The organism is Bacillus cereus group sp. N8, assembly GCF_016483685.1.
Taxonomy (GTDB): domain Bacteria; phylum Bacillota; class Bacilli; order Bacillales; family Bacillaceae_G; genus Bacillus_A; species Bacillus_A proteolyticus.
In genome coordinates this window covers 1-18346 of sequence record NZ_JAEHBK010000024.1, presented here as the reverse complement: position 1 = coordinate 18346, position 18346 = coordinate 1, and the positions used below count along the sequence as shown (strand labels likewise).

Sequence of the window (18346 nt, the reverse complement as noted above, 5' to 3'; positions counted from 1 at the left end):
TTTAAAAAACGATAATCATTTACGATAATAAAGGTTGCGAATTGGAATTCCAGACCCGCAACCTTTTTTAAAAACAAATCGAATTAGTCTTCGATAACGATGCCCATACTGCGTGCAGTACCTTCAACCATACGCATTGCAGCTTCTACGCTAGCAGCGTTTAGGTCAGGCATTTTAGTTTCAGCGATTTCGCGTACTTTATCACGCTTAACAGTTGCCACTTTATTACGGTTTGGTTCACCAGAACCAGACTCAATACCAGCTACTTTCTTAAGAAGAACAGCAGCAGGAGGAGTTTTAGTAATGAAAGTGAATGAACGGTCCTCAAATACCGTAATTTCAACAGGGATGATAAGACCAGCTTGATCTGCTGTACGAGCGTTAAACTCTTTACAGAAGCCCATGATGTTAACACCTGCTTGTCCTAATGCTGGACCAACTGGTGGAGCTGGGTTAGCTTTACCTGCAGGAATTTGAAGCTTTACCATTTTAATTACCTTTTTAGCCACGAGACACACCTCCTTAAGTCCGTGATGTGGTCAATTGGACAGTGATTTGCCCTCCCACGTCATATTTTATCTGTAACGATAAAATCTTTCAAAAAACGTCTCCGATAACGAAGACGTACTGACTTAAAAGATATTATCACTTTTTACAATTCATTTCAAGTTTCATTTTATAATTTTTCAATTTGATGGAAGTCAAGTTCAACTGGAGTCTCGCGACCAAACATGTCTACAAGCACACTAACTTTCTTCTTCTCCACATCAATTTCTTCAATAGCACCTGTATAATCTGCGAATGGACCCTCATTTACACGTACTGTCTCATGAAGTTCAAAGTCGAAATCAACCACTTCGTTGTCCATTCCCATATGTTTCATAATGGTAACAACTTCCTCTTCTAATAGAGGAGATGGTTTAGATCCAGAACCCGAAGAACCAACAAAACCTGTTACACCCGGTGTATTACGAACAACATACCAAGAGTCATCAGTCATGATTAGTTCCACTAACACGTAACCTGGGAACACTTTTCTTTTCATTAATTTTTCTTTACCATTTCTCATTTCTACTTCTACTTCTTCCGGGACAACAACACGGAAAATTTTATCTTGCATACCCATTGATTCTACACGTTTCTCTAGGTTTGCTTTTACTTTATTTTCATATCCAGAATAAGTATGGACAACATACCAACTTTTTTCCATTCATTTAGGACGAGCGTCCTTCCCTCCCTGACGTACATTTTTTTGCGCAAATGAAAAAACCCGTTCACCGGGCTTTTACACAGTTCTTATAAATAACATTATATCATGGATAAGTGCTTCTTATTCAAGAATTAACCAAGAATTAACCGAATTAAAGAAGAAATGCCCATATCAACTACTGCGAAGAAAATCGCAAAGAACACAACTGTAGCGATAACAGTCGCTGTTGAGCGGAGTAATTCATCTTTTTTAGGCCAACTTACTTTTTTCATTTCGCGACCTACATCGCCGAAAAAGTTCGTTAAACGCATCTACGGGACCTCCAGTTTATTATTTCAATTATTTATTTTGTTTCCTTGTGAACTGTATGCTTATTGCATGTTTTACAAAACTTCTTTATCTCAAGTCGCTCTACTGAGCTCGTATCTTTCATCGTAGAGTAGTTTCGATTTTTACACTCTTCACATGAGAGTACAACGTTTTTCCTCATTAGTTACACCAGCCTTGTAACGTTATGTCCCTAAAAATGTATCATACAACAAAAGACAATGTCAATGTCATGACTCTCACTCTCTTTACAAAAAGAAAACAGGTGAATTAATTTACACCTGCGGTATTTTCTATGAATTTAAATTTGTACTCTCTCTCATTTCCATATATCGTTCCAACTTCCTTTTCACACGCTGCAATGCATTATCAATGGATTTCACATGCCTGTTTAACTGTTCTGAAATTTCTTGATAGGAACGCCCATCTAAGTATAAAGAGAGTACTTTTCTTTCTAAATCGCTTAATAATTCAGATATTTTTGATTCTATGTCGGTATATTCTTCCTGACTTATAATCATTTCTTCAGGATCAGTTACTTTCGCTTCCGAAATAACATCTAACAGTGTTCGATCAGATTCCTCATCGTAAATCGGCTTATCTAAAGACACATACGAATTTAATGGAATATGTTTTTGCCTTGTTGCTGTTTTAATAGCGGTAATAATTTGTCGAGTGATACACAGTTCAGCAAATGCTTTGAACGAAGATAGCTTGTCCTCTTTATAATCACGAATAGCTTTAAACAATCCAATCATACCTTCTTGAACAATATCTTCTCGATCGGCACCCACCAAGAAATACGATCTTGATTTCGCGCGAACAAAGTTCTTATATTTGTGTATTAAATATTCTAGAGCGTCAGTATTACCTTTTCGAACTAACTCAACGATTGCCTCATCCTCTAAATCACGAAATGTAACGTCGCCTACACTTACGAAGCCTGCTTCCACCTTGATCCCTCCGACCGCTATTTATTTAGCAATATTATACAGTAAAAAGATAAAGAGCGTCAATGCTTCAACGCTCTCCTCTTCTTAATTTTTCTAACTTTTCTGTAATATCCTTACTAAATATCTTTCGCATGGCTGGTTGATTTTCTTTCGTGTCTTTCGTGCGTCTTCTTACTTGTTGCTCCATCGCTTGTACTTCTAACTCTAATTCACGCGCAGATTTCCGAAGGGCACCTTGCGCAAATATAACCCATTGTTCCGTATAATCAGAAGTCGCAACATATATTTGTGTATTAATATTTCTAAGCTCGATTGCAAGTTTCTCTATCTTTTCGTCCGCAGTTTGATTCTTACGCGTGAATATTACTTCCACCCGCGATTGTTTCATCTTTTTTTCAATTCCATGGACTGTATAGGCATCAAAGACTATCATTACTTTCGTTCCTGTATAACCTTGATAATCCGCCATCTTATCAATAAGCGCGTCTCTTGATGATTGCAAATCTACATCCCGTAGTTCCTTCAAGTCTCCCCAAGCCCCGATAATGTTGTAACCGTCAACGATTAAAATATCGTTCATTTTTTATTTACCAATTTCGTGACGTTTACGATATACCTCATACATTAACAAACTTGCGGCTACTGAAGCATTTAAGGATGTAACTTTACCAACCATTGGTAAAGTAATTAGGAAATCACATTTTTCACCAATAATACGACTCATACCTTTTCCTTCACTACCGATTACTAATCCGATTGGCATTTTACCATCTAAATTACGGTAATCTGTTTTCCCTTTGGCATCTGTACCAGCAATCCAAAGTCCACGTTCTTTTAATTCATCAATTGTACGAGATAAATTTGTTACACGCGCAACAGGAATATATTCAATTGCCCCAGTCGACGCTTTCGCAACTGACGCTGTAAGTCCTACTGCTCTTCTTTTCGGAATAATAATTCCATGAGCTCCCGTCGCATCAGCTGTACGCATAATAGAGCCTAGATTATGCGGATCTTCAATTTCATCTAAAATTAAGAAGAACGGATCTTCATTACGTTTTTCTGCTAGTTTAAATAAATCTTCTAGCTCAGCATATTGATATGCAGCTACTTGAGCAATTACACCTTGATGATTCCCCTCAACTAATTGATCTAATTTCTTCTTCGGTGCATGTTGCAAAATAACTTTATTTTCTTTCGCTAATGCCAGTACAATCTGTACTTGCCCTTTGGCAGCACCTTCTGCGATCCAAATTTTATTAATATCTCTCCCTGATCGTAACGCTTCAATTACAGGGTTACGTCCGATAATATATTCACTACTCATGATGATGTGCTCCCTTCCTTTTCTTCTAAAACAGCAATTGCCTTATATACAATTTCGTCTAATCTTTCACGATTATTTAATAAGTGATGATAACCGATTAGAGCTTCCAAAGCTGTACTATATCGGTATGTTTGTACATCCGTATTCTTCGGAACAGTACCCGAATTCGCATTGCGCCCTCTTCTTAGTACTGCCTCTTCTTCCTCTGTCAAAAATGCCGTCTCTAATAAATGATAAACAACTTTCGCCTGTGCTTTTGCCGAAACAAAGCTCGTCCCTAAGCGATGTAATTGATTAGGGCGAACTGTTCCTTTTTGAAGAAGGTGATAGCGGATATATTGTTCGTATACCGCATCACCCATATATGCTAACGCTAAGCTGTTCAATTGCTTTGCATCAATCATTTTTATCCTCTTTTCCATCTTGTACCTTGAGCGGTATCTTCTAAAATAATATTACGTTCTTTTAAATCATCACGGATTTGATCAGATAATGCGAAATCACGATTTTTACGAGCTTCAATACGCTTTTGGATAAGCGCCTCAATTTCTTCATCAAGTAATTCTTCTTGCGCTAATTCTAATCCTAAAATATCAAATAATGTTTCAAGTTGTTTCACGTATGCTCCAATTACAACTTTAGAAGTATGTTCTTCTAATAAATATTGATTTGCGTGATTTGCTACATTATATAATTCAGTAATCGCATTAGCCGTATTGAAATCATCATCCATTGCTTCTTCAAATGCAGCCTGGAATTTTTCCATTTCAGCTAACCATTTCTCATTATGATCTGTTAAATCTGCACTACTCTCCATACGATGCTTTAAATTACCGTAAGCTGTTTTAATTCTTTCTAGCCCATTATTCGTACTTTGTAATAACTCTTCGCTAAAGTTAATTGGATGACGGTAATGCACTGATAACATAAAGAATCTAATTAACTGCGGATCATATTGCTTAATGATATCGTGAACTAAAATAAAGTTTCCAAGTGACTTAGACATTTTCTCATTATCAATATTAATATATCCATTATGCATCCAGTAACGTGCAAATGTTTTTCCAGTCAACGCCTCAGACTGTGCGATTTCGTTTTCATGATGAGGGAATGCCAAGTCTTGACCACCAGCATGAATATCAATTGTATCCCCCAAATATTTACGCGCCATCGCTGAGCATTCAATATGCCATCCTGGGCGTCCTTTCCCCCATGGGCTTTCCCAGAAGATTTCTCCTTCTTTCGCAGCCTTCCATAAAGCAAAGTCAAGAGGGTCTTGTTTCTTTTCTCCTACCTCAATACGTGCACCGTGACGTAAGTCTGCGATTGGTTGATGCGATAATTTACCGTAACCCTCGAATTCTTTCGTTCTAAAGTACACATCACCTTCTGATTCATATGCATACCCTTTATTCACAAGTTCTTGAATAAATTCAATAATGATATCCATATTTTCCGTTACACGCGGATGAACCGTCGCATGTTTGCAACCTAGCGCTGTTACATCTTCAAAGTACGCTTCAACAAAACGATCAGCAATTGTCGGTACATCTTCACCTAATTCGTTTGCCGCCTTAATTAATTTATCATCCACGTCAGTAAAGTTAGATACATACTGCACTTCATATCCTTTATATTCTAAGTAACGACGTACTGTATCAAATACCATAGGTGGTCTTGCATTCCCAATGTGAATGTAGTTATACACTGTAGGTCCGCACACATACATCTTTACCTTATTTTCTTCTAATGGCATAAACTCTTCTTTTTGACGCGTTAACGTATTATAAATGTGAATAGTCATTTTTATCCTTCCTTTCTACCTTCACTTCAAGTTGCTTTCTCAATTTATCAAGTTCTGCTTCCATAACCTTTAATTTATCAAAAATCGGATCCGGAAGATCAGAATGATTTAATTCTTGACCAATCTTTACTCCATTTTGAATAACGACTCGGCCAGGTATACCTACAACTGTAGAATGCGCAGGAACTTCCTTTAACACGACAGATCCTGCTCCAATTTTAGAATTCTCTCCAACAGTAATAGAGCCTAGTACTTTAGCACCTGTTGCAATTAATACATTATCCTGAATTGTAGGATGCCTCTTTCCTTTTTCTTTACCTGTACCACCTAATGTGACACCTTGATAAATTGTTACATTTTCGCCAATTTCACACGTTTCGCCAATTACAACCCCCATTCCATGATCAATGAAAAAACGACGACCAATAGTTGCTCCTGGATGAATCTCAATGCCAGTAAAAAAACGACTAACCTGCGAAATCCAACGTGCCATAAAGAAAAAATTCCTTTTATAAAAAGCATGTGCAATTCGATGGGCCCAAACTGCATGTAATCCAGAGTAAGTTAAAATGACTTCGAAATAACTTCGTGCCGCTGGATCCTGTTCAAAAACGACTTCAATATCTTCCCGAAGCCTCTTAAACATCGATGTTCCCTCCCCTTTATGGGCTGCTTTTTTCGAGTGAACTAAATCCCCTAAATCCCCACTTACTCCTAAATCTTTATACAAGGGGATAAAACTTATACTCACACCCATTTACATGGTATAAAAAAAAGACGCCTCTGTCATATAGACAGAGACGCCTTATAAGCGCGGTTCCACTCTGTTTAGGCTAAAGAAGCCTCAAACTCATCCATGATAACGGTTTACACCGCTTCTGTTTACTTTGCGCCCTAAGACGTTCCGCGAAATGCTTCGCTGTTCAACAGAAGACTCGAAGGGGCATTTCAAAAATCCGCTTATAAACCACTTCCAGCCTAAGGGTGGTTCTCTCTGTAAAAAGCCTGATTTTCTACTTCTCCTTCTCGTCGCTTTTCCTTATTAGATTTTAGGTATACTTATTATATTGCTAAACCTAGAAAATGTTAACCAATTACTTTTTGAATACGATTTAAAACTTTTTCTTTTCCAAGAAGAGCAATCGCATTAGGAAGTTCTGGACCATGTGTTTGTCCAGTAGTAGCAACACGGATTGGCATAAATAAGTTTTTACCTTTATGTCCTGTTTCCTTTTGAACTGCTTTAATAGCCGCCTTAACTGCTGCTGGCTCCATTGCTTCTAGAGCTTCTAATTGATTGGCAAATGTACGAAGTACTTCAGGTACTTGTTCACCTTTCAATACTTCTTGTCCTTCTTCTTCATGATCAACATGATCTTTAAAGAACATTTCAGAAAGCTCTACAATTTCAGCTCCAAAACTCATTTGGTCATGATATAAAGCAATTACATCACGAACCCAAACTTGTTCTTGTTCGCTTAAGTTTTCACCTACGCGACCCGCTTTTACTAAATGCGGTAAGCTTAGTTCAACAACCGCATCTAAATCTTGCTTTTTCATATATTGGTTGTTCATCCATTTTAGTTTTTGAGAATCAAATAATGCAGGTGATTTTGATAAACGAGCTGCATCAAACATTTTGATAAACTCATCTTGAGAGAAAATTTCTTCTTCTCCTACTGGTGACCAACCTAATAGTGCAATAAAGTTAAAGATTGCTTCTGGAAGATACCCAAGCTCTTTATATTGCTCAATAAATTGAATAATAGATTCGTCACGCTTACTTAGCTTTTTACGGCTTTCATTTACAATTAAAGTCATATGACCGAACCTCGGGATATCCCAACCGAAAGCTTCATAAATCATCATTTGTTTTGGCGTGTTTGAAATATGATCATCACCACGAAGTACGTGTGTAATTTCCATTAAGTGATCATCTACTGCTACCGCAAAGTTATAAGTTGGAATTCCATCTTTTTTCACGATAACGAAATCGCCAAAATCATTTGAATGGAATGCAACTTCATCTTTTACGATATCTTTAAACGTGTAATCGCGATTAGTTGGTACACGGAAGCGAATGCTTGGAATGCGGCCTTCAGCCTCAAACTCTTTCATTTGCTCTTCAGTTAAATCACGGTGATTTCCTGCATAACGCGGTGTTTCACCACGAGCGATTTGACCTTCACGCTCTGCTTCTAGCTCTTCTTCTGTCATATAACATTTGTAAGCTAAACCACGCTCTAATAAATCTACATATAATTTTTTATAAAGATCTAAACGCTCTGTTTGACGATATGGTCCGAATTCACCACCAACATCAACACCTTCATCCCAGTCCATACCGAGCCATTTCAAGTATTTTAATTGGCTTTCTTCTCCACCAGCAACATTACGTTTTACATCAGTATCTTCAATACGAATAATAAACTTACCATCTTGATGACGAGCAAATAAATAATTAAATAATGCCGTACGCGCATTTCCGATATGTAAGTGTCCTGTTGGACTTGGCGCATAGCGCACTCTCACTTGCTTTTCCATAATTGGTACACCTTCCAATCTTAATGTCAACACATTCTATAATTGTACACCAAAAAAACGTGATTATCCATCTTACGAATTAAAAACCACTATTTTTTCTGTAATAAAACAACCGCTTGAGAAGCAATCCCTTCTTCTCTACCTGTAAATCCTAATTTTTCTGTTGTTGTTGCCTTTACATTAATATTATCAATAGACGTTTCTAATAGTTCACTAATGCGTTTACGCATACATTCAATATGCGGTGCCATTTTTGGCTTTTGGGCAATAATTGTACAATCTAGGTTCCCTAGCTCATAACCTTGTTCACGCACAAATTCCCAAACCTTTTGTAACAATACAGCTGAATCCGCATCTTTAAAGGCAGGATCTGTATCAGGAAAATGCTTTCCAATATCTCCTGCTGCAATTGCCCCTAGACATGCGTCAGCAATCGTATGTAACAATACATCTGCATCCGAGTGACCGATTAATCCTTTTTCATGAGGAATTGTAATTCCGCCGATAATTAACGGTCTACCTTCCGCAAATTCATGTACATCAAAACCTTGTCCAATTCGAAACATTCTTTACATCCTCCTCAATCTAAACTACTTTATGAATTCTATATTATATTGCTATCCCTATAAAGAAAAGCTCGGCAACTGCCGAGCTTTTCTTTACTATAATACCATCACTTCTATTTCTTCTGAACATGAAGGAAACTTTCAGCAATTAGTAAATCCTCTGGAGTCGTCACTTTAATATTATAGTAACTCCCCTGTACTACGCCTACTTGCTTCCCGACACGTTCTACGAGACTTGCATCATCTGTACCAAGAAAACAACTTTGCTTTGCACTTCTATGGGCCTCTAATAAAAGAGGAACAGAAAATCCTTGCGGTGTTTGAACCGCTTGAAGCTGAGAACGTTCTACCGTTTCAACAACAACACCCTGTTCTACTTTCTTAATGGTATCCTTCACTGGCACCGCACAAATGGAAGCACCATATTTCTCTGCTGTAGTTAATACATCTTGTATCATTTTATTCGTTACGAACGGGCGCGCACCATCGTGTACGAGAACATACTCGACTCCGCTCACATGCTGAAGCGCATTATATACGCTATCTTGCCTTTCAGCCCCGCCTTGAATAAATTGCACCTGTTTTTCAACTGGGTACTTCTGCATTAACTCCTCAAAATACGGGCGTTCTTCTTCGTTAATTGCCATAATAATACTTTTGCATGCTCTATCTTTTTCAAAAGCACGTAATGAATGCACAATAATCGGCACTCCATTTATAAGTAAGAATAACTTATTTTTGTCAGCACCCATCCGTTTTCCTTGTCCCGCTGCTGGAATAATTAATGTATACATATTAATAATCCTCTACTTATAATGCTTTTTCTAATAATTTACGTTTGGCGAAAATCATACGACCAGCCGATGTTTGCAACACACTCGTAACAAGTACATTAAGTTGCGAGCCGACATATTCTCTACCGTCTTCTACTACAATCATCGTGCCATCATCTAAGTATGCAACACCTTGATTTTGTTCTTTACCGTCTTTCACAACATAAACACTTAATTCTTCACCAGGGAGTACAACTGGTTTAATTGCATTCGCTAAATCATTAATGTTTAACACAGTTACTCCTTGTAATTCAGAAACTTTATTTAAGTTGAAATCATTCGTTACTACAGTTCCACCAGTGACTTTCGCTAACTTTACAAGTTTGCTATCAACTTCTTGGATATCCTCGAAATCGCCTTCATAAATTTCTACCGGAATTGGCATCTCTTTTTGAATACGATTTAAAATGTCTAATCCTCTGCGACCACGATTACGCTTTAAAGCATCGGAAGAATCGGCAATATGCTGAAGCTCTTCTAATACGAATTGTGGAATCACAATTGTTCCTTCTAAAAATTTCGTTTGACAAATATCAGCAATACGTCCATCAATAATTACACTCGTATCGAGAATTTTCCAATGAGTTGTAGATTTTTCTACCTCTACCTCTTCGTTCTCGCTATTGTTTTTCTTCTTACCTCCGCGTTGGGGTAATGTAAATAACCCTAGCAATTCATTCCTCTTTTTAAATCCTACTTGGAATCCTAAATACCCAAGCAAAAGAGTAAAGAACACTTGCAACACTGTGCTAATAACTGGAATTGTAAATTCACGAATTGGTATTAAAATTAAATATGCAACAATAAGACCAGAGATCAACCCTAATGTACCAAATAAAACATCTGCTACAGGCGCCTTTACAAGTGCCTCTTCAATATGCTTAATAAGTTGAACAATATAATCTACAAGCCAAAATGTTGTTAAAAATAAAATAATTGCACCAATAATTGCACGAACATACGATCCCTCCAATAAAGGAACAGCACCGATGTCTAATACATTAATAACTTTTGGGATTAAGTAAATCCCTAACGCTCCCCCGATCACTAAAAAGAAGAGCTGTACGATCCGTTTTAACATCCAACCACCTCCTACTCATTATTAACCATTGTTTTGCTAATCAAAACGCCGAATGCAAAAGCGGACGTGTTTTTTTGTAAATAGTTTTATTTACAAATATACCATATCATATACCAAAAATGTTCTAGTGTCGTTATATTATGGAATCAATGTAATATTCTTAATTGTGTCTACTCATATAGAGATGCTCTTGAATTCTTTTTAGGCCCTCTCGTATTTTCTTCGCCCTAACTTCTCCAATTCCTTCCACATCATCCAATTCATTAATAGTTGCACGACAAACACCTTGCAATGTTTTAAATCGATTAATTAAATTTTCAATGATAAGTGGTGGAACACGAGAAATTTTGCTTGTGATTCGGTATCCCCTCGGTGTCACACTTTCTTCTAAGCTCGTTTGCCCTGGATAGCCAAGCAATTTAACTAAATCGCTATCCTCTAAAAGCTGTGTATTTGCAAGATCTTGTAACTTTTTCAAAATTTGATGGTGATCCTGCGTTTTTTCTTGATAATAATCCTTAATTAATAACGCTGCCTCTGCTTCTAAGTCGGCCAGTAATTCTGTAAGTTGTAAACGAATTAACCTTCCTTCCGTTCCTAACTCATGAATGTAGCTCAATATTTCATTTTTAATACGCAGTACCATTTCAACACTATGTAAAACGTGAACTACTTCGGACATTGTAACGACCTCTTCAAATTCTAGAATGCCCAAATTCGTAATCCCATCATTCCATACAGCTTTATATTTTTCTAACGTTTGAATAGCTTGGTTTGCTTTTGTTAAAATTACACCTATATCTTTTAGTGTATAACGTAAATTCCCTTGATATAGTGTAATTACGTTACGTCTTTGTGAAATAGCAACAACAAGGCTAGCCGTCTGCTTCGCTACACGCTCTGCCGTTCGGTGACGCATACCTGTTTCAATAGAATCAATGGATGGATCTGGAACTAATTGTGCATTTGCAATTAAAATTTTGCTCCCAGTTTCATTTAAAATAAGTGCTCCATCCATTTTTGCTAATTCATATAAACTAGCCGGGGAGAATGCACAATTAATGTGAAATCCTCCATCAACAATACTTTTAATCTGCTCATTATACCCAAGAACAATTAGCCCTCCAGTTTGCGCACGAAGTACGTTATCTATCCCTTCGCGTAGTGGTGTTCCCGGGGCAACAAGCTGTAGAATGTTAATCATACTTTTAACACGTTGCTTGTTTTCCTCCATAGCCTAGCCTCCTAATGTCAAACGAAGCGCTTCTCCTAAATTAGAAACACCTACTACCTCAATCCCATCTGGAATTGTCCATCCTCCCAAATTTTTTCTAGGAATAATAGCACGTTGAAATCCTAATTTCGCTGCTTCTTGTACACGTTGTTCAATTCTTGATACTCTTCTTACTTCTCCAGTTAGGCCTACTTCTCCTATTACCGCATCGGTTGGTGCAGTAGCTTTATCTCTGAAACTTGAAGCAATACTTAAGGCGACAGCTAAATCGATTGCTGGTTCATCTAATTTCAAGCCACCCGCAACTTTTAAATATGCGTCTTGATTTTGCAACAATAAACCTGTTCTTTTTTCTAGCACTGCCATAATAAGTGAAACGCGGTTATGATCAATTCCCGTCGCCATTCTTCGAGGATTCCCAAAACTAGTAGGGGAGATTAATGCTTGTATTTCTACTAAAACCGGTCTTGTTCCTTCCATTGAAGCGACCACTGTGGATCCTGCAACTCCAACTGGTCGTTCCTCAAGGAAAATTTCAGAAGGATTTAGTACTTCTGCAAGACCTAGTTCCTTCATTTCAAAGATACCCATTTCATTTGTGGAACCAAAACGGTTCTTCACAGCTCGCAAAATACGATATGTATGGTGACGATCTCCTTCAAAGTAAAGAACTGCATCAACCATATGTTCTAGCATACGTGGTCCTGCAATTGCCCCCTCTTTTGTCACATGTCCGACGATAAAAATAGGAATCCCTTTCGTCTTTGCAAGTTTCATTAATTCCGCCGTACATTCACGTACTTGTGCTACACTCCCTGGGGCTGACGTCACTTCAGGTAAATGTATCGTCTGAATGGAGTCAATAACAACAAAAGCTGGATTCATCTCTTCAATGTGGGCTGCAATTCGCTGTAAATCAGTCTCTGCTACAACAAATAGATTACTACCCTTTACATCCAAACGATCTGCACGAAGTTTAATCTGCTTTGCTGACTCCTCACCTGATATGTATAGTACATCATATGAAGAATCTGCTAATTGCGATGAAATTTGTAATAACAATGTTGATTTTCCAATCCCAGGGTCTCCACCAATAAGTACTAAGGACCCATCTACAATCCCACCACCGAGTACACGGTTAAACTCTTGGAATTTCGTTTCAATACGCGCCTCTGACTTTGTTTCTACTTCTGTTAGACGTCTTGGTTTTGTTACTTCTGATTGGATTGCATTGGCATAATTAAGGCGCCTTGATGATACAACCGGTTCCATCTCTTCAACAAGTGTATTCCATTGACCACATCCAGGACATTTCCCCATATATTTTGGTGACTGATAACCACATTCTTGACATGTAAACTTCGTTTTCTTTTTAGCCATATCTTTTTATAGTTCACTTCACTTTCATCTATAAACGTTTATCCTTCTCGTACAAGAAAGAGGGCTATCGCGTAGCCCTCTTTGTTTGTCTATACTTATTTTACCTTTTCCACACTATGAATGACAAATGATTCTCCTTCTACATCAAAGATAACTTTTTGTCCTTTCTCAATAGCGCCTTTTAACAGTTCTTCTGACAGTCTATCTTCCACATGCTTCTGAATTGCCCTACGAAGTGGACGAGCACCGTACTCACGATCAAATCCTTTATCAGCAATCGCTGCAATCGCTCCTTCTGTTAGGTGTAATTCAATCTCTTGTTCTTTTAAGCGCTTCACTAACTGATTAACCATAAGTGTTACAATCTCTTGAATATGTTTTTTCTCAAGCATATGGAACACGATAATTTCATCAATACGGTTTAAGAATTCTGGACGGAATGCCTTTTTCAGTTCATCCATTACTTTACCTTTCATATCTGAATAATCGCGGCTCTCATCTTGTACGTTAAAGCCAAGATGTTTATTACGTTTTAACGCTTCTGCACCGACGTTAGACGTCATAATAACAATTGTATTACGGAAATCAACTGTACGCCCTTTAGAATCCGTTAAACGACCATCTTCTAATACTTGTAGTAAAATATTAAACACATCAGGATGGGCTTTCTCTACCTCATCTAATAGGACAACTGAATATGGCTTACGACGAACTTTCTCTGTTAATTGTCCACCTTCTTCATATCCAACATATCCTGGAGGAGATCCAACTAAACGAGAAGTAGAATGCTTCTCCATGTACTCAGACATATCGATACGAATCATCGCATCCTCATCACCGAACATAGATTCCGCTAACGCTCTTGCAAGTTCCGTTTTACCTACACCTGTTGGTCCTAAGAAAATAAATGAACCAATTGGGCGCTTCGGATCTTTTAACCCTGCTCTTGCACGACGAACAGCTTTTGCCACAGCTACGACTGCTTCATCTTGACCAATTAAACGATCATGTAAAATTGATTCTAAGTTTAATAATTTATCTGTCTCTGTTTGTGCAAGTTTAGAAACTGGGATACGTGTCCATGTGGAAACGACATTTGCAATGTCTTCTACTGTTACTTCTGAATTTTCTTTTCCTTGTTGCTCTTTCCACTGGCGTTTTGTATCTTCTAACTTTTCACGTAAACGTTGTTCCATATCACGTAAGGAAGCAGCTTTTTCAAATTCTTGACTTTGTACAGCTGCATCTTTTTCTTTTCTAATTTCCTCAAGCTTCACTTCAAGCTCTTTTAAGTTCGGCGGTGTTGTGTAAGAACGTAAACGTACTTTTGATGCAGCCTCATCAATTAAATCAATTGCTTTATCAGGTAAGAAACGATCTGTAATATAACGATCTGAAAGTTTTACAGCCGCATCGATTGCATCATCTGTAATAGATACACGGTGATGCGCCTCGTAACGATCACGTAAGCCTTTCAAAATTTGAATTGATTCCTCTAAACTCGGCTCATCAACATGGATTGGCTGGAAACGTCTCTCTAAAGCTGCGTCTTTTTCAATATATTTACGATATTCATCTAAAGTTGTCGCCCCAATACATTGCAATTCACCACGAGCTAAAGATGGTTTTAAAATATTTGACGCATCAATTGCACCCTCTGCTCCACCTGCACCAATTAATGTATGAAGCTCATCAATAAATAGAATAATATTGCCTGCTTGACGAATTTCATCCATCACTTTCTTTAAACGGTCTTCAAATTCACCACGATATTTCGTTCCAGCTACAACTGTCCCCATATCTAATGTCATAACACGCTTATCTCTTAAAGTTTCAGGAACTTCATTATTTACAATTTGCTGTGCTAATCCTTCTGCAATTGCTGTCTTACCTACACCAGGTTCTCCAATTAATACTGGATTGTTTTTTGTTCTACGGCTTAACACTTCAATTACACGTTGAATTTCTTTACTACGTCCAATAACAGGATCTAAACGATTTTCACGTGCAACAACTGTTAAGTCGCGCGCTAAACTGTCAAGTGTAGGTGTATTTGCATTTGTTGACGAACCGCCTTGGTGACCTGAACTAGCTTCGTTACTTCCAAGGAGTTGCAGTACTTGTTGCCTTGCCTTGTTTAGACTTACACCTAAATTGTTTAAAACACGTGCCGCTACCCCTTCACCTTCACGGATTAAACCAAGTAAAACATGTTCTGTTCCAACGTAGGAATGGCCCAGCTTACGCGCTTCATCCATAGACAACTCAATAACCTTTTTAGCACGAGGTGTGTAATGTACTGTTTGTGAAGCTTCTGTTCCACGCCCAATTAATGCTTCTACCTCTTTTTGAACTTTCTCTGGACTTAATCCAAGAGCAATTAACGCTTTTGCTGCAATCCCTTCGCCTTCGCGTACAAGCCCAAGTAAAATATGTTCTGTACCAATATTATTATGCCCAATGCGAATTGCTTCCTCTTGAGATAAAGCTAATACTTTCTGTGCTCGTTCTGTAAATCTTCCAAACATCATAGAAATCGCCTCCTACTTGCGCTTAGTTTTGTTCAATACGTAATCGCTCACGGATTAAGGTTGCTCTTCGGTAATCTCTTTCTTCTGGCCCTAAAGGCCCTCCTGCATATTGCTGCAAAATGCCTGGCTGAGTAAGGACCATTAACTCAGTCAAAATATTTCTCGATATCCCTTTTATATATCCTAGGTCAATACCAAGTCGTACATCTGATAAACAAGTAGCCGCTTCCGCTGATTGGATTAAACGACTATTGGAGAGTATACCGTAAGAACGATATACTTTATCTTCAAGCTCAATGCTCGAATTTTGTACGATTAATTCTCTAGCTATTTTTTCTTGTTGTATAATTTGTTGAATGACACTCTTTAAATCTGCAATAATATCTTCTTCTGCTTTACCTAGTGTCATTTGATTGGACACTTGAAATATATTACCTAACGCTTCGCTACCTTCACCGTATATTCCTCTTACTACTAGCCCTAATTTTTGAATTACCTGTATAATACGGTTAATCCTTTTCGTTAAAACGAGTCCCGGTAAATGAATCATTACAGAGGCCCTTAATCCTGTACCAACGTTAGTAGGACAACTCGTAATATATCCAAGTGATTCATCAAAAGCGTATTCAACTTCTTCCTCGATCCAATCATCTATTTGATTGGCACTCTGAAGCGCCTTTGATAACTGTAACCCTGAGAATAAGCACTGAATCCTAACGTGATCCTCTTCATTAAGCATGATACTAATATGTTCACTTTCTGATAGTAAACATGCTCCGTATTCTGTTCCTGCAAGATTCGGACTAATTAAATGCTTCTCAACTAAAACCCTCCTTTGAAGAGGATTTAATCCATTCATTTTTAATAGCTCAAACTTCCCAAAAGGTTCTACCGGTTTATTTACAAACTGCTTCTTAAATAATTCATGAATCTGTTTAGCTTCTTTCTCGTTTTGCATAGTAGAGAATTGATATTTTTTTAAATTACGAGCCAAACGAATTCGACTACTTAAAACAATATCAGAATCAGGGCCATCTCCCTTCATCCACGGACTAATTGCTTCGTTCATAATTCTGTCCAGTGACATAGAACTATTCCCCCTCTCTATGCTCACTAAGCTGATTTTCAAGACCTCGAATTTCATCTCGTATTTCAGCAGCTTTCTCAAACTCCTCTTTTTGTACAGATTGCTTCAGAGTGAGTTTTAGTTCATCTAATTCTTTCTTTAAGTGGATATTTCCTTCTATACGCTCTGGAATTTTTCCACAATGATCTGTATGTCCACCGTGTAGACGTTTTAATAATGGTTTTAAATGCTCTTTAAATGTATCGTAGCAAGAAGCACAACCAAAGCGTCCCACTTTTGTAAATTGTTCATATGTCATCTTACAATCTGGACATCTTAGTATATTTGTATTTGAAAATGTATTTTGTCCTTCTTCAAACATTGCTGATTCACCATGTAATAATCCAGCTAATAGTTCATTGAATGAAAAATTAGACTGCTGTGATTGAAAGAAAGACGTATAGCCACTTTGTTCTGCACATTGCTCACAAAGATGAACTTCCGCCTTTTTCTCGTTGATTACTTTTGTATAATGTAAAGTTGCTGGTCTTATATTACAATTTTGACAAATCATCGCTATCCCCACCTTTACAACAGGAACGATCTATCTCATGATACTTTTCATACATTACTAGATTGTTCTCTTGCCTTAATCCATTTAATAAAAGCACATGTTGCCTTTCAAAATCTCTACAATATTAAACTGCATTATCTTAGTTATCATTTTTTACAAAAGTTATATTTATTTATATTTCAGTGTTCTTAACATTGCGCATAATATTCGAGCCCTAAGTTCATCTCGAGAAGGAACATCCATTAATAATACAGAACGATCTAGTACACTTAACATAAGTTTAGCTTCACGATTTGTTATGATGCCCTCTTCTATTAAACGTATAACCATACTTTCTGCATTTCCTTGTGCAACGCTATGATCAATCATATGAAGCATTTGATCAATAATGTCTATATCGTCATGCAGTTTGACTTTTATAATGCGAATGTAACCTCCTCCACCTCGTTTACTTTCTACTACGAATCCTCTTTCTAACGTAAAACGGGTATTGATTACATAGTTGATTTGAGACGGAACACAATCGAATCGATCCGCGATCTCATTCCTCTTGATTTCAATCACATTATTATTACTTAAGTCAATAACTTGCTTTAGATATTTCTCAATGATATCAGATATATTTCTCATTTATCCGCCACCTTTATTGACTTTGACTATCTTTGACTTTAATTATATACGTATTAAAAAAATTTGCAACTCTTTTGCTTATTCACTATCCTAGCCACATTTCACAATCTTTAATCAAAAGGACGATTCTTTAAGTAAAGATTTTTTAAATTACTATGAATTATAAAAGAAAACACGAAAAAACACGAGTCAAATGACTCGTGTTTTAGTTGCTTGGCGACGTCCTACTCTCACAGGGACAAGGTCCCAACTACCATCGGCGCTAGAGAGCTTAACTTCCGTGTTC

At 37.4% G+C, this 18346-nt stretch carries 20 protein-coding genes and 1 other annotated feature; all 20 genes read right to left on the bottom strand.

The annotated features are described in order from the left end of the window. Positions 1 to 83: 83 nt before the first annotated feature. Positions 84 to 509 (bottom strand): 50S ribosomal protein L11, encoded by a 426-nt coding sequence (gene rplK, locus JDS80_RS23850; protein WP_001085872.1) that lies wholly within the window; start codon positions 507 to 509, stop codon positions 84 to 86. 167 nt (positions 510 to 676) lie between these two features. Further along, positions 677 to 1210: a transcription termination/antitermination protein NusG gene (gene nusG, locus JDS80_RS23845; protein WP_000415796.1), complete on the bottom strand. Its 534-nt coding sequence runs from the start codon at positions 1208 to 1210 to the stop codon at positions 677 to 679. A gap of 131 nt (positions 1211 to 1341) precedes the next feature. Further along, the gene (gene secE / locus JDS80_RS23840; protein WP_001241321.1) at positions 1342 to 1521 is read right to left on the bottom strand and encodes a preprotein translocase subunit SecE; all 180 of its coding nucleotides are present in this window, start codon (positions 1519 to 1521) and stop codon (positions 1342 to 1344) included. Between the two features lie 32 nt (positions 1522 to 1553). Then, a complete protein-coding gene (gene rpmG / locus JDS80_RS23835) occupies positions 1554 to 1700 on the bottom strand; it encodes a 50S ribosomal protein L33 (RefSeq protein WP_199640149.1) in 147 nt (48 codons plus the stop codon). A gap of 130 nt (positions 1701 to 1830) precedes the next feature. Further along, positions 1831 to 2490, bottom strand: coding sequence for an RNA polymerase factor sigma-70 (locus JDS80_RS23830; RefSeq protein WP_000387197.1), 660 nt, complete (start codon positions 2488 to 2490; stop codon positions 1831 to 1833). A gap of 67 nt (positions 2491 to 2557) precedes the next feature. Beyond that, positions 2558 to 3070 (bottom strand): NYN domain-containing protein, encoded by a 513-nt coding sequence (locus tag JDS80_RS23825; RefSeq protein ID WP_071747343.1) that lies wholly within the window; start codon positions 3068 to 3070, stop codon positions 2558 to 2560. A 3-nt stretch (positions 3071 to 3073) separates the two neighbouring features. Beyond that, a complete protein-coding gene (gene rlmB, locus JDS80_RS23820; RefSeq protein ID WP_071747344.1) occupies positions 3074 to 3817 on the bottom strand; it encodes a 23S rRNA (guanosine(2251)-2'-O)-methyltransferase RlmB in 744 nt (247 codons plus the stop codon). Next, on the bottom strand, positions 3814 to 4221 hold the full coding sequence (locus JDS80_RS23815) for a Mini-ribonuclease 3 (RefSeq protein ID WP_000564269.1): 408 nt from the start codon (positions 4219 to 4221) through the stop codon (positions 3814 to 3816). Before JDS80_RS23815 ends, rlmB begins: the two co-directional genes overlap by 4 nt. 2 nt (positions 4222 to 4223) lie before the next feature. Next, entirely contained in the window at positions 4224 to 5621 is a 1398-nt protein-coding gene (cysS, locus tag JDS80_RS23810; RefSeq protein ID WP_071770663.1) for a cysteine--tRNA ligase, read from the bottom strand. Then, complete coding sequence (gene cysE, locus JDS80_RS23805; RefSeq protein WP_002113299.1) at positions 5602 to 6267, bottom strand: serine O-acetyltransferase; 666 nt, start codon at positions 6265 to 6267, stop codon at positions 5602 to 5604. Before cysE ends, cysS begins: the two co-directional genes overlap by 20 nt. A 147-nt stretch (positions 6268 to 6414) precedes the next feature. Beyond that, positions 6415 to 6660, bottom strand: a binding site (T-box leader). Positions 6661 to 6707: 47 nt separating this feature from the next. Beyond that, positions 6708 to 8165: a glutamate--tRNA ligase gene (gene gltX / locus JDS80_RS23800; RefSeq protein WP_199640148.1), complete on the bottom strand. Its 1458-nt coding sequence runs from the start codon at positions 8163 to 8165 to the stop codon at positions 6708 to 6710. Between the two features lie 89 nt (positions 8166 to 8254). After that, a complete protein-coding gene (ispF, locus tag JDS80_RS23795) occupies positions 8255 to 8731 on the bottom strand; it encodes a 2-C-methyl-D-erythritol 2,4-cyclodiphosphate synthase (RefSeq protein WP_199640147.1) in 477 nt (158 codons plus the stop codon). Positions 8732 to 8844: 113 nt separating this feature from the next. Beyond that, entirely contained in the window at positions 8845 to 9525 is a 681-nt protein-coding gene (ispD, locus tag JDS80_RS23790; protein ID WP_199640146.1) for a 2-C-methyl-D-erythritol 4-phosphate cytidylyltransferase, read from the bottom strand. A gap of 16 nt (positions 9526 to 9541) precedes the next feature. Continuing rightward, the gene (locus JDS80_RS23785; protein WP_199640145.1) at positions 9542 to 10645 is read right to left on the bottom strand and encodes a PIN/TRAM domain-containing protein; all 1104 of its coding nucleotides are present in this window, start codon (positions 10643 to 10645) and stop codon (positions 9542 to 9544) included. A 160-nt stretch (positions 10646 to 10805) separates the two neighbouring features. After that, complete coding sequence (gene disA / locus JDS80_RS23780; RefSeq protein WP_199640144.1) at positions 10806 to 11879, bottom strand: DNA integrity scanning diadenylate cyclase DisA; 1074 nt, start codon at positions 11877 to 11879, stop codon at positions 10806 to 10808. Positions 11880 to 11882: 3 nt separating this feature from the next. Next, complete coding sequence (radA, locus tag JDS80_RS23775; protein WP_199640143.1) at positions 11883 to 13259, bottom strand: DNA repair protein RadA; 1377 nt, start codon at positions 13257 to 13259, stop codon at positions 11883 to 11885. Between the two features lie 95 nt (positions 13260 to 13354). Beyond that, positions 13355 to 15790, bottom strand: coding sequence for an ATP-dependent Clp protease ATP-binding subunit (clpC, locus tag JDS80_RS23770; protein ID WP_199640142.1), 2436 nt, complete (start codon positions 15788 to 15790; stop codon positions 13355 to 13357). Positions 15791 to 15812: 22 nt separating this feature from the next. Next, positions 15813 to 16877: a protein-arginine kinase McsB gene (locus JDS80_RS23765; RefSeq protein ID WP_199640141.1), complete on the bottom strand. Its 1065-nt coding sequence runs from the start codon at positions 16875 to 16877 to the stop codon at positions 15813 to 15815. Positions 16878 to 16881: 4 nt separating this feature from the next. Then, positions 16882 to 17430 carry a protein-arginine kinase activator protein McsA gene (locus JDS80_RS23760; RefSeq protein WP_199640140.1) on the bottom strand — a complete coding sequence of 183 codons (549 nt, stop codon included), beginning with the start codon at positions 17428 to 17430 and terminating at the stop codon, positions 16882 to 16884. 168 nt (positions 17431 to 17598) lie between these two features. Then, positions 17599 to 18060: a transcriptional regulator CtsR gene (ctsR, locus tag JDS80_RS23755; RefSeq protein ID WP_001244553.1), complete on the bottom strand. Its 462-nt coding sequence runs from the start codon at positions 18058 to 18060 to the stop codon at positions 17599 to 17601. Positions 18061 to 18346: the final 286 nt, after the last annotated feature.

Coding starts and splice junctions, on each gene's coding strand:
- JDS80_RS23760 (WP_199640140.1), bottom strand. CDS start 17,430: ATGATTTGTCAAAATTGTAATATAAGACCAGCAACTTTACATTATACA.
- radA (WP_199640143.1), bottom strand. CDS start 13,259: ATGGCTAAAAAGAAAACGAAGTTTACATGTCAAGAATGTGGTTATCAG.
- secE (WP_001241321.1), bottom strand. CDS start 1,521: ATGCGTTTAACGAACTTTTTCGGCGATGTAGGTCGCGAAATGAAAAAA.
- clpC (WP_199640142.1), bottom strand. CDS start 15,790: ATGATGTTTGGAAGATTTACAGAACGAGCACAGAAAGTATTAGCTTTA.
- rpmG (WP_199640149.1), bottom strand. CDS start 1,700: ATGAGGAAAAACGTTGTACTCTCATGTGAAGAGTGTAAAAATCGAAAC.
- ispD (WP_199640146.1), bottom strand. CDS start 9,525: ATGTATACATTAATTATTCCAGCAGCGGGACAAGGAAAACGGATGGGT.
- nusG (WP_000415796.1), bottom strand. CDS start 1,210: ATGGAAAAAAGTTGGTATGTTGTCCATACTTATTCTGGATATGAAAAT.
- disA (WP_199640144.1), bottom strand. CDS start 11,879: ATGGAGGAAAACAAGCAACGTGTTAAAAGTATGATTAACATTCTACAG.
- ctsR (WP_001244553.1), bottom strand. CDS start 18,060: ATGAGAAATATATCTGATATCATTGAGAAATATCTAAAGCAAGTTATT.
- JDS80_RS23825 (WP_071747343.1), bottom strand. CDS start 3,070: ATGAACGATATTTTAATCGTTGACGGTTACAACATTATCGGGGCTTGG.
- JDS80_RS23785 (WP_199640145.1), bottom strand. CDS start 10,645: ATGTTAAAACGGATCGTACAGCTCTTCTTTTTAGTGATCGGGGGAGCG.
- gltX (WP_199640148.1), bottom strand. CDS start 8,165: ATGGAAAAGCAAGTGAGAGTGCGCTATGCGCCAAGTCCAACAGGACAC.
- cysS (WP_071770663.1), bottom strand. CDS start 5,621: ATGACTATTCACATTTATAATACGTTAACGCGTCAAAAAGAAGAGTTT.
- cysE (WP_002113299.1), bottom strand. CDS start 6,267: ATGTTTAAGAGGCTTCGGGAAGATATTGAAGTCGTTTTTGAACAGGAT.
- rlmB (WP_071747344.1), bottom strand. CDS start 3,817: ATGAGTAGTGAATATATTATCGGACGTAACCCTGTAATTGAAGCGTTA.
- ispF (WP_199640147.1), bottom strand. CDS start 8,731: ATGTTTCGAATTGGACAAGGTTTTGATGTACATGAATTTGCGGAAGGT.
- JDS80_RS23765 (WP_199640141.1), bottom strand. CDS start 16,877: ATGTCACTGGACAGAATTATGAACGAAGCAATTAGTCCGTGGATGAAG.
- JDS80_RS23815 (WP_000564269.1), bottom strand. CDS start 4,221: ATGATTGATGCAAAGCAATTGAACAGCTTAGCGTTAGCATATATGGGT.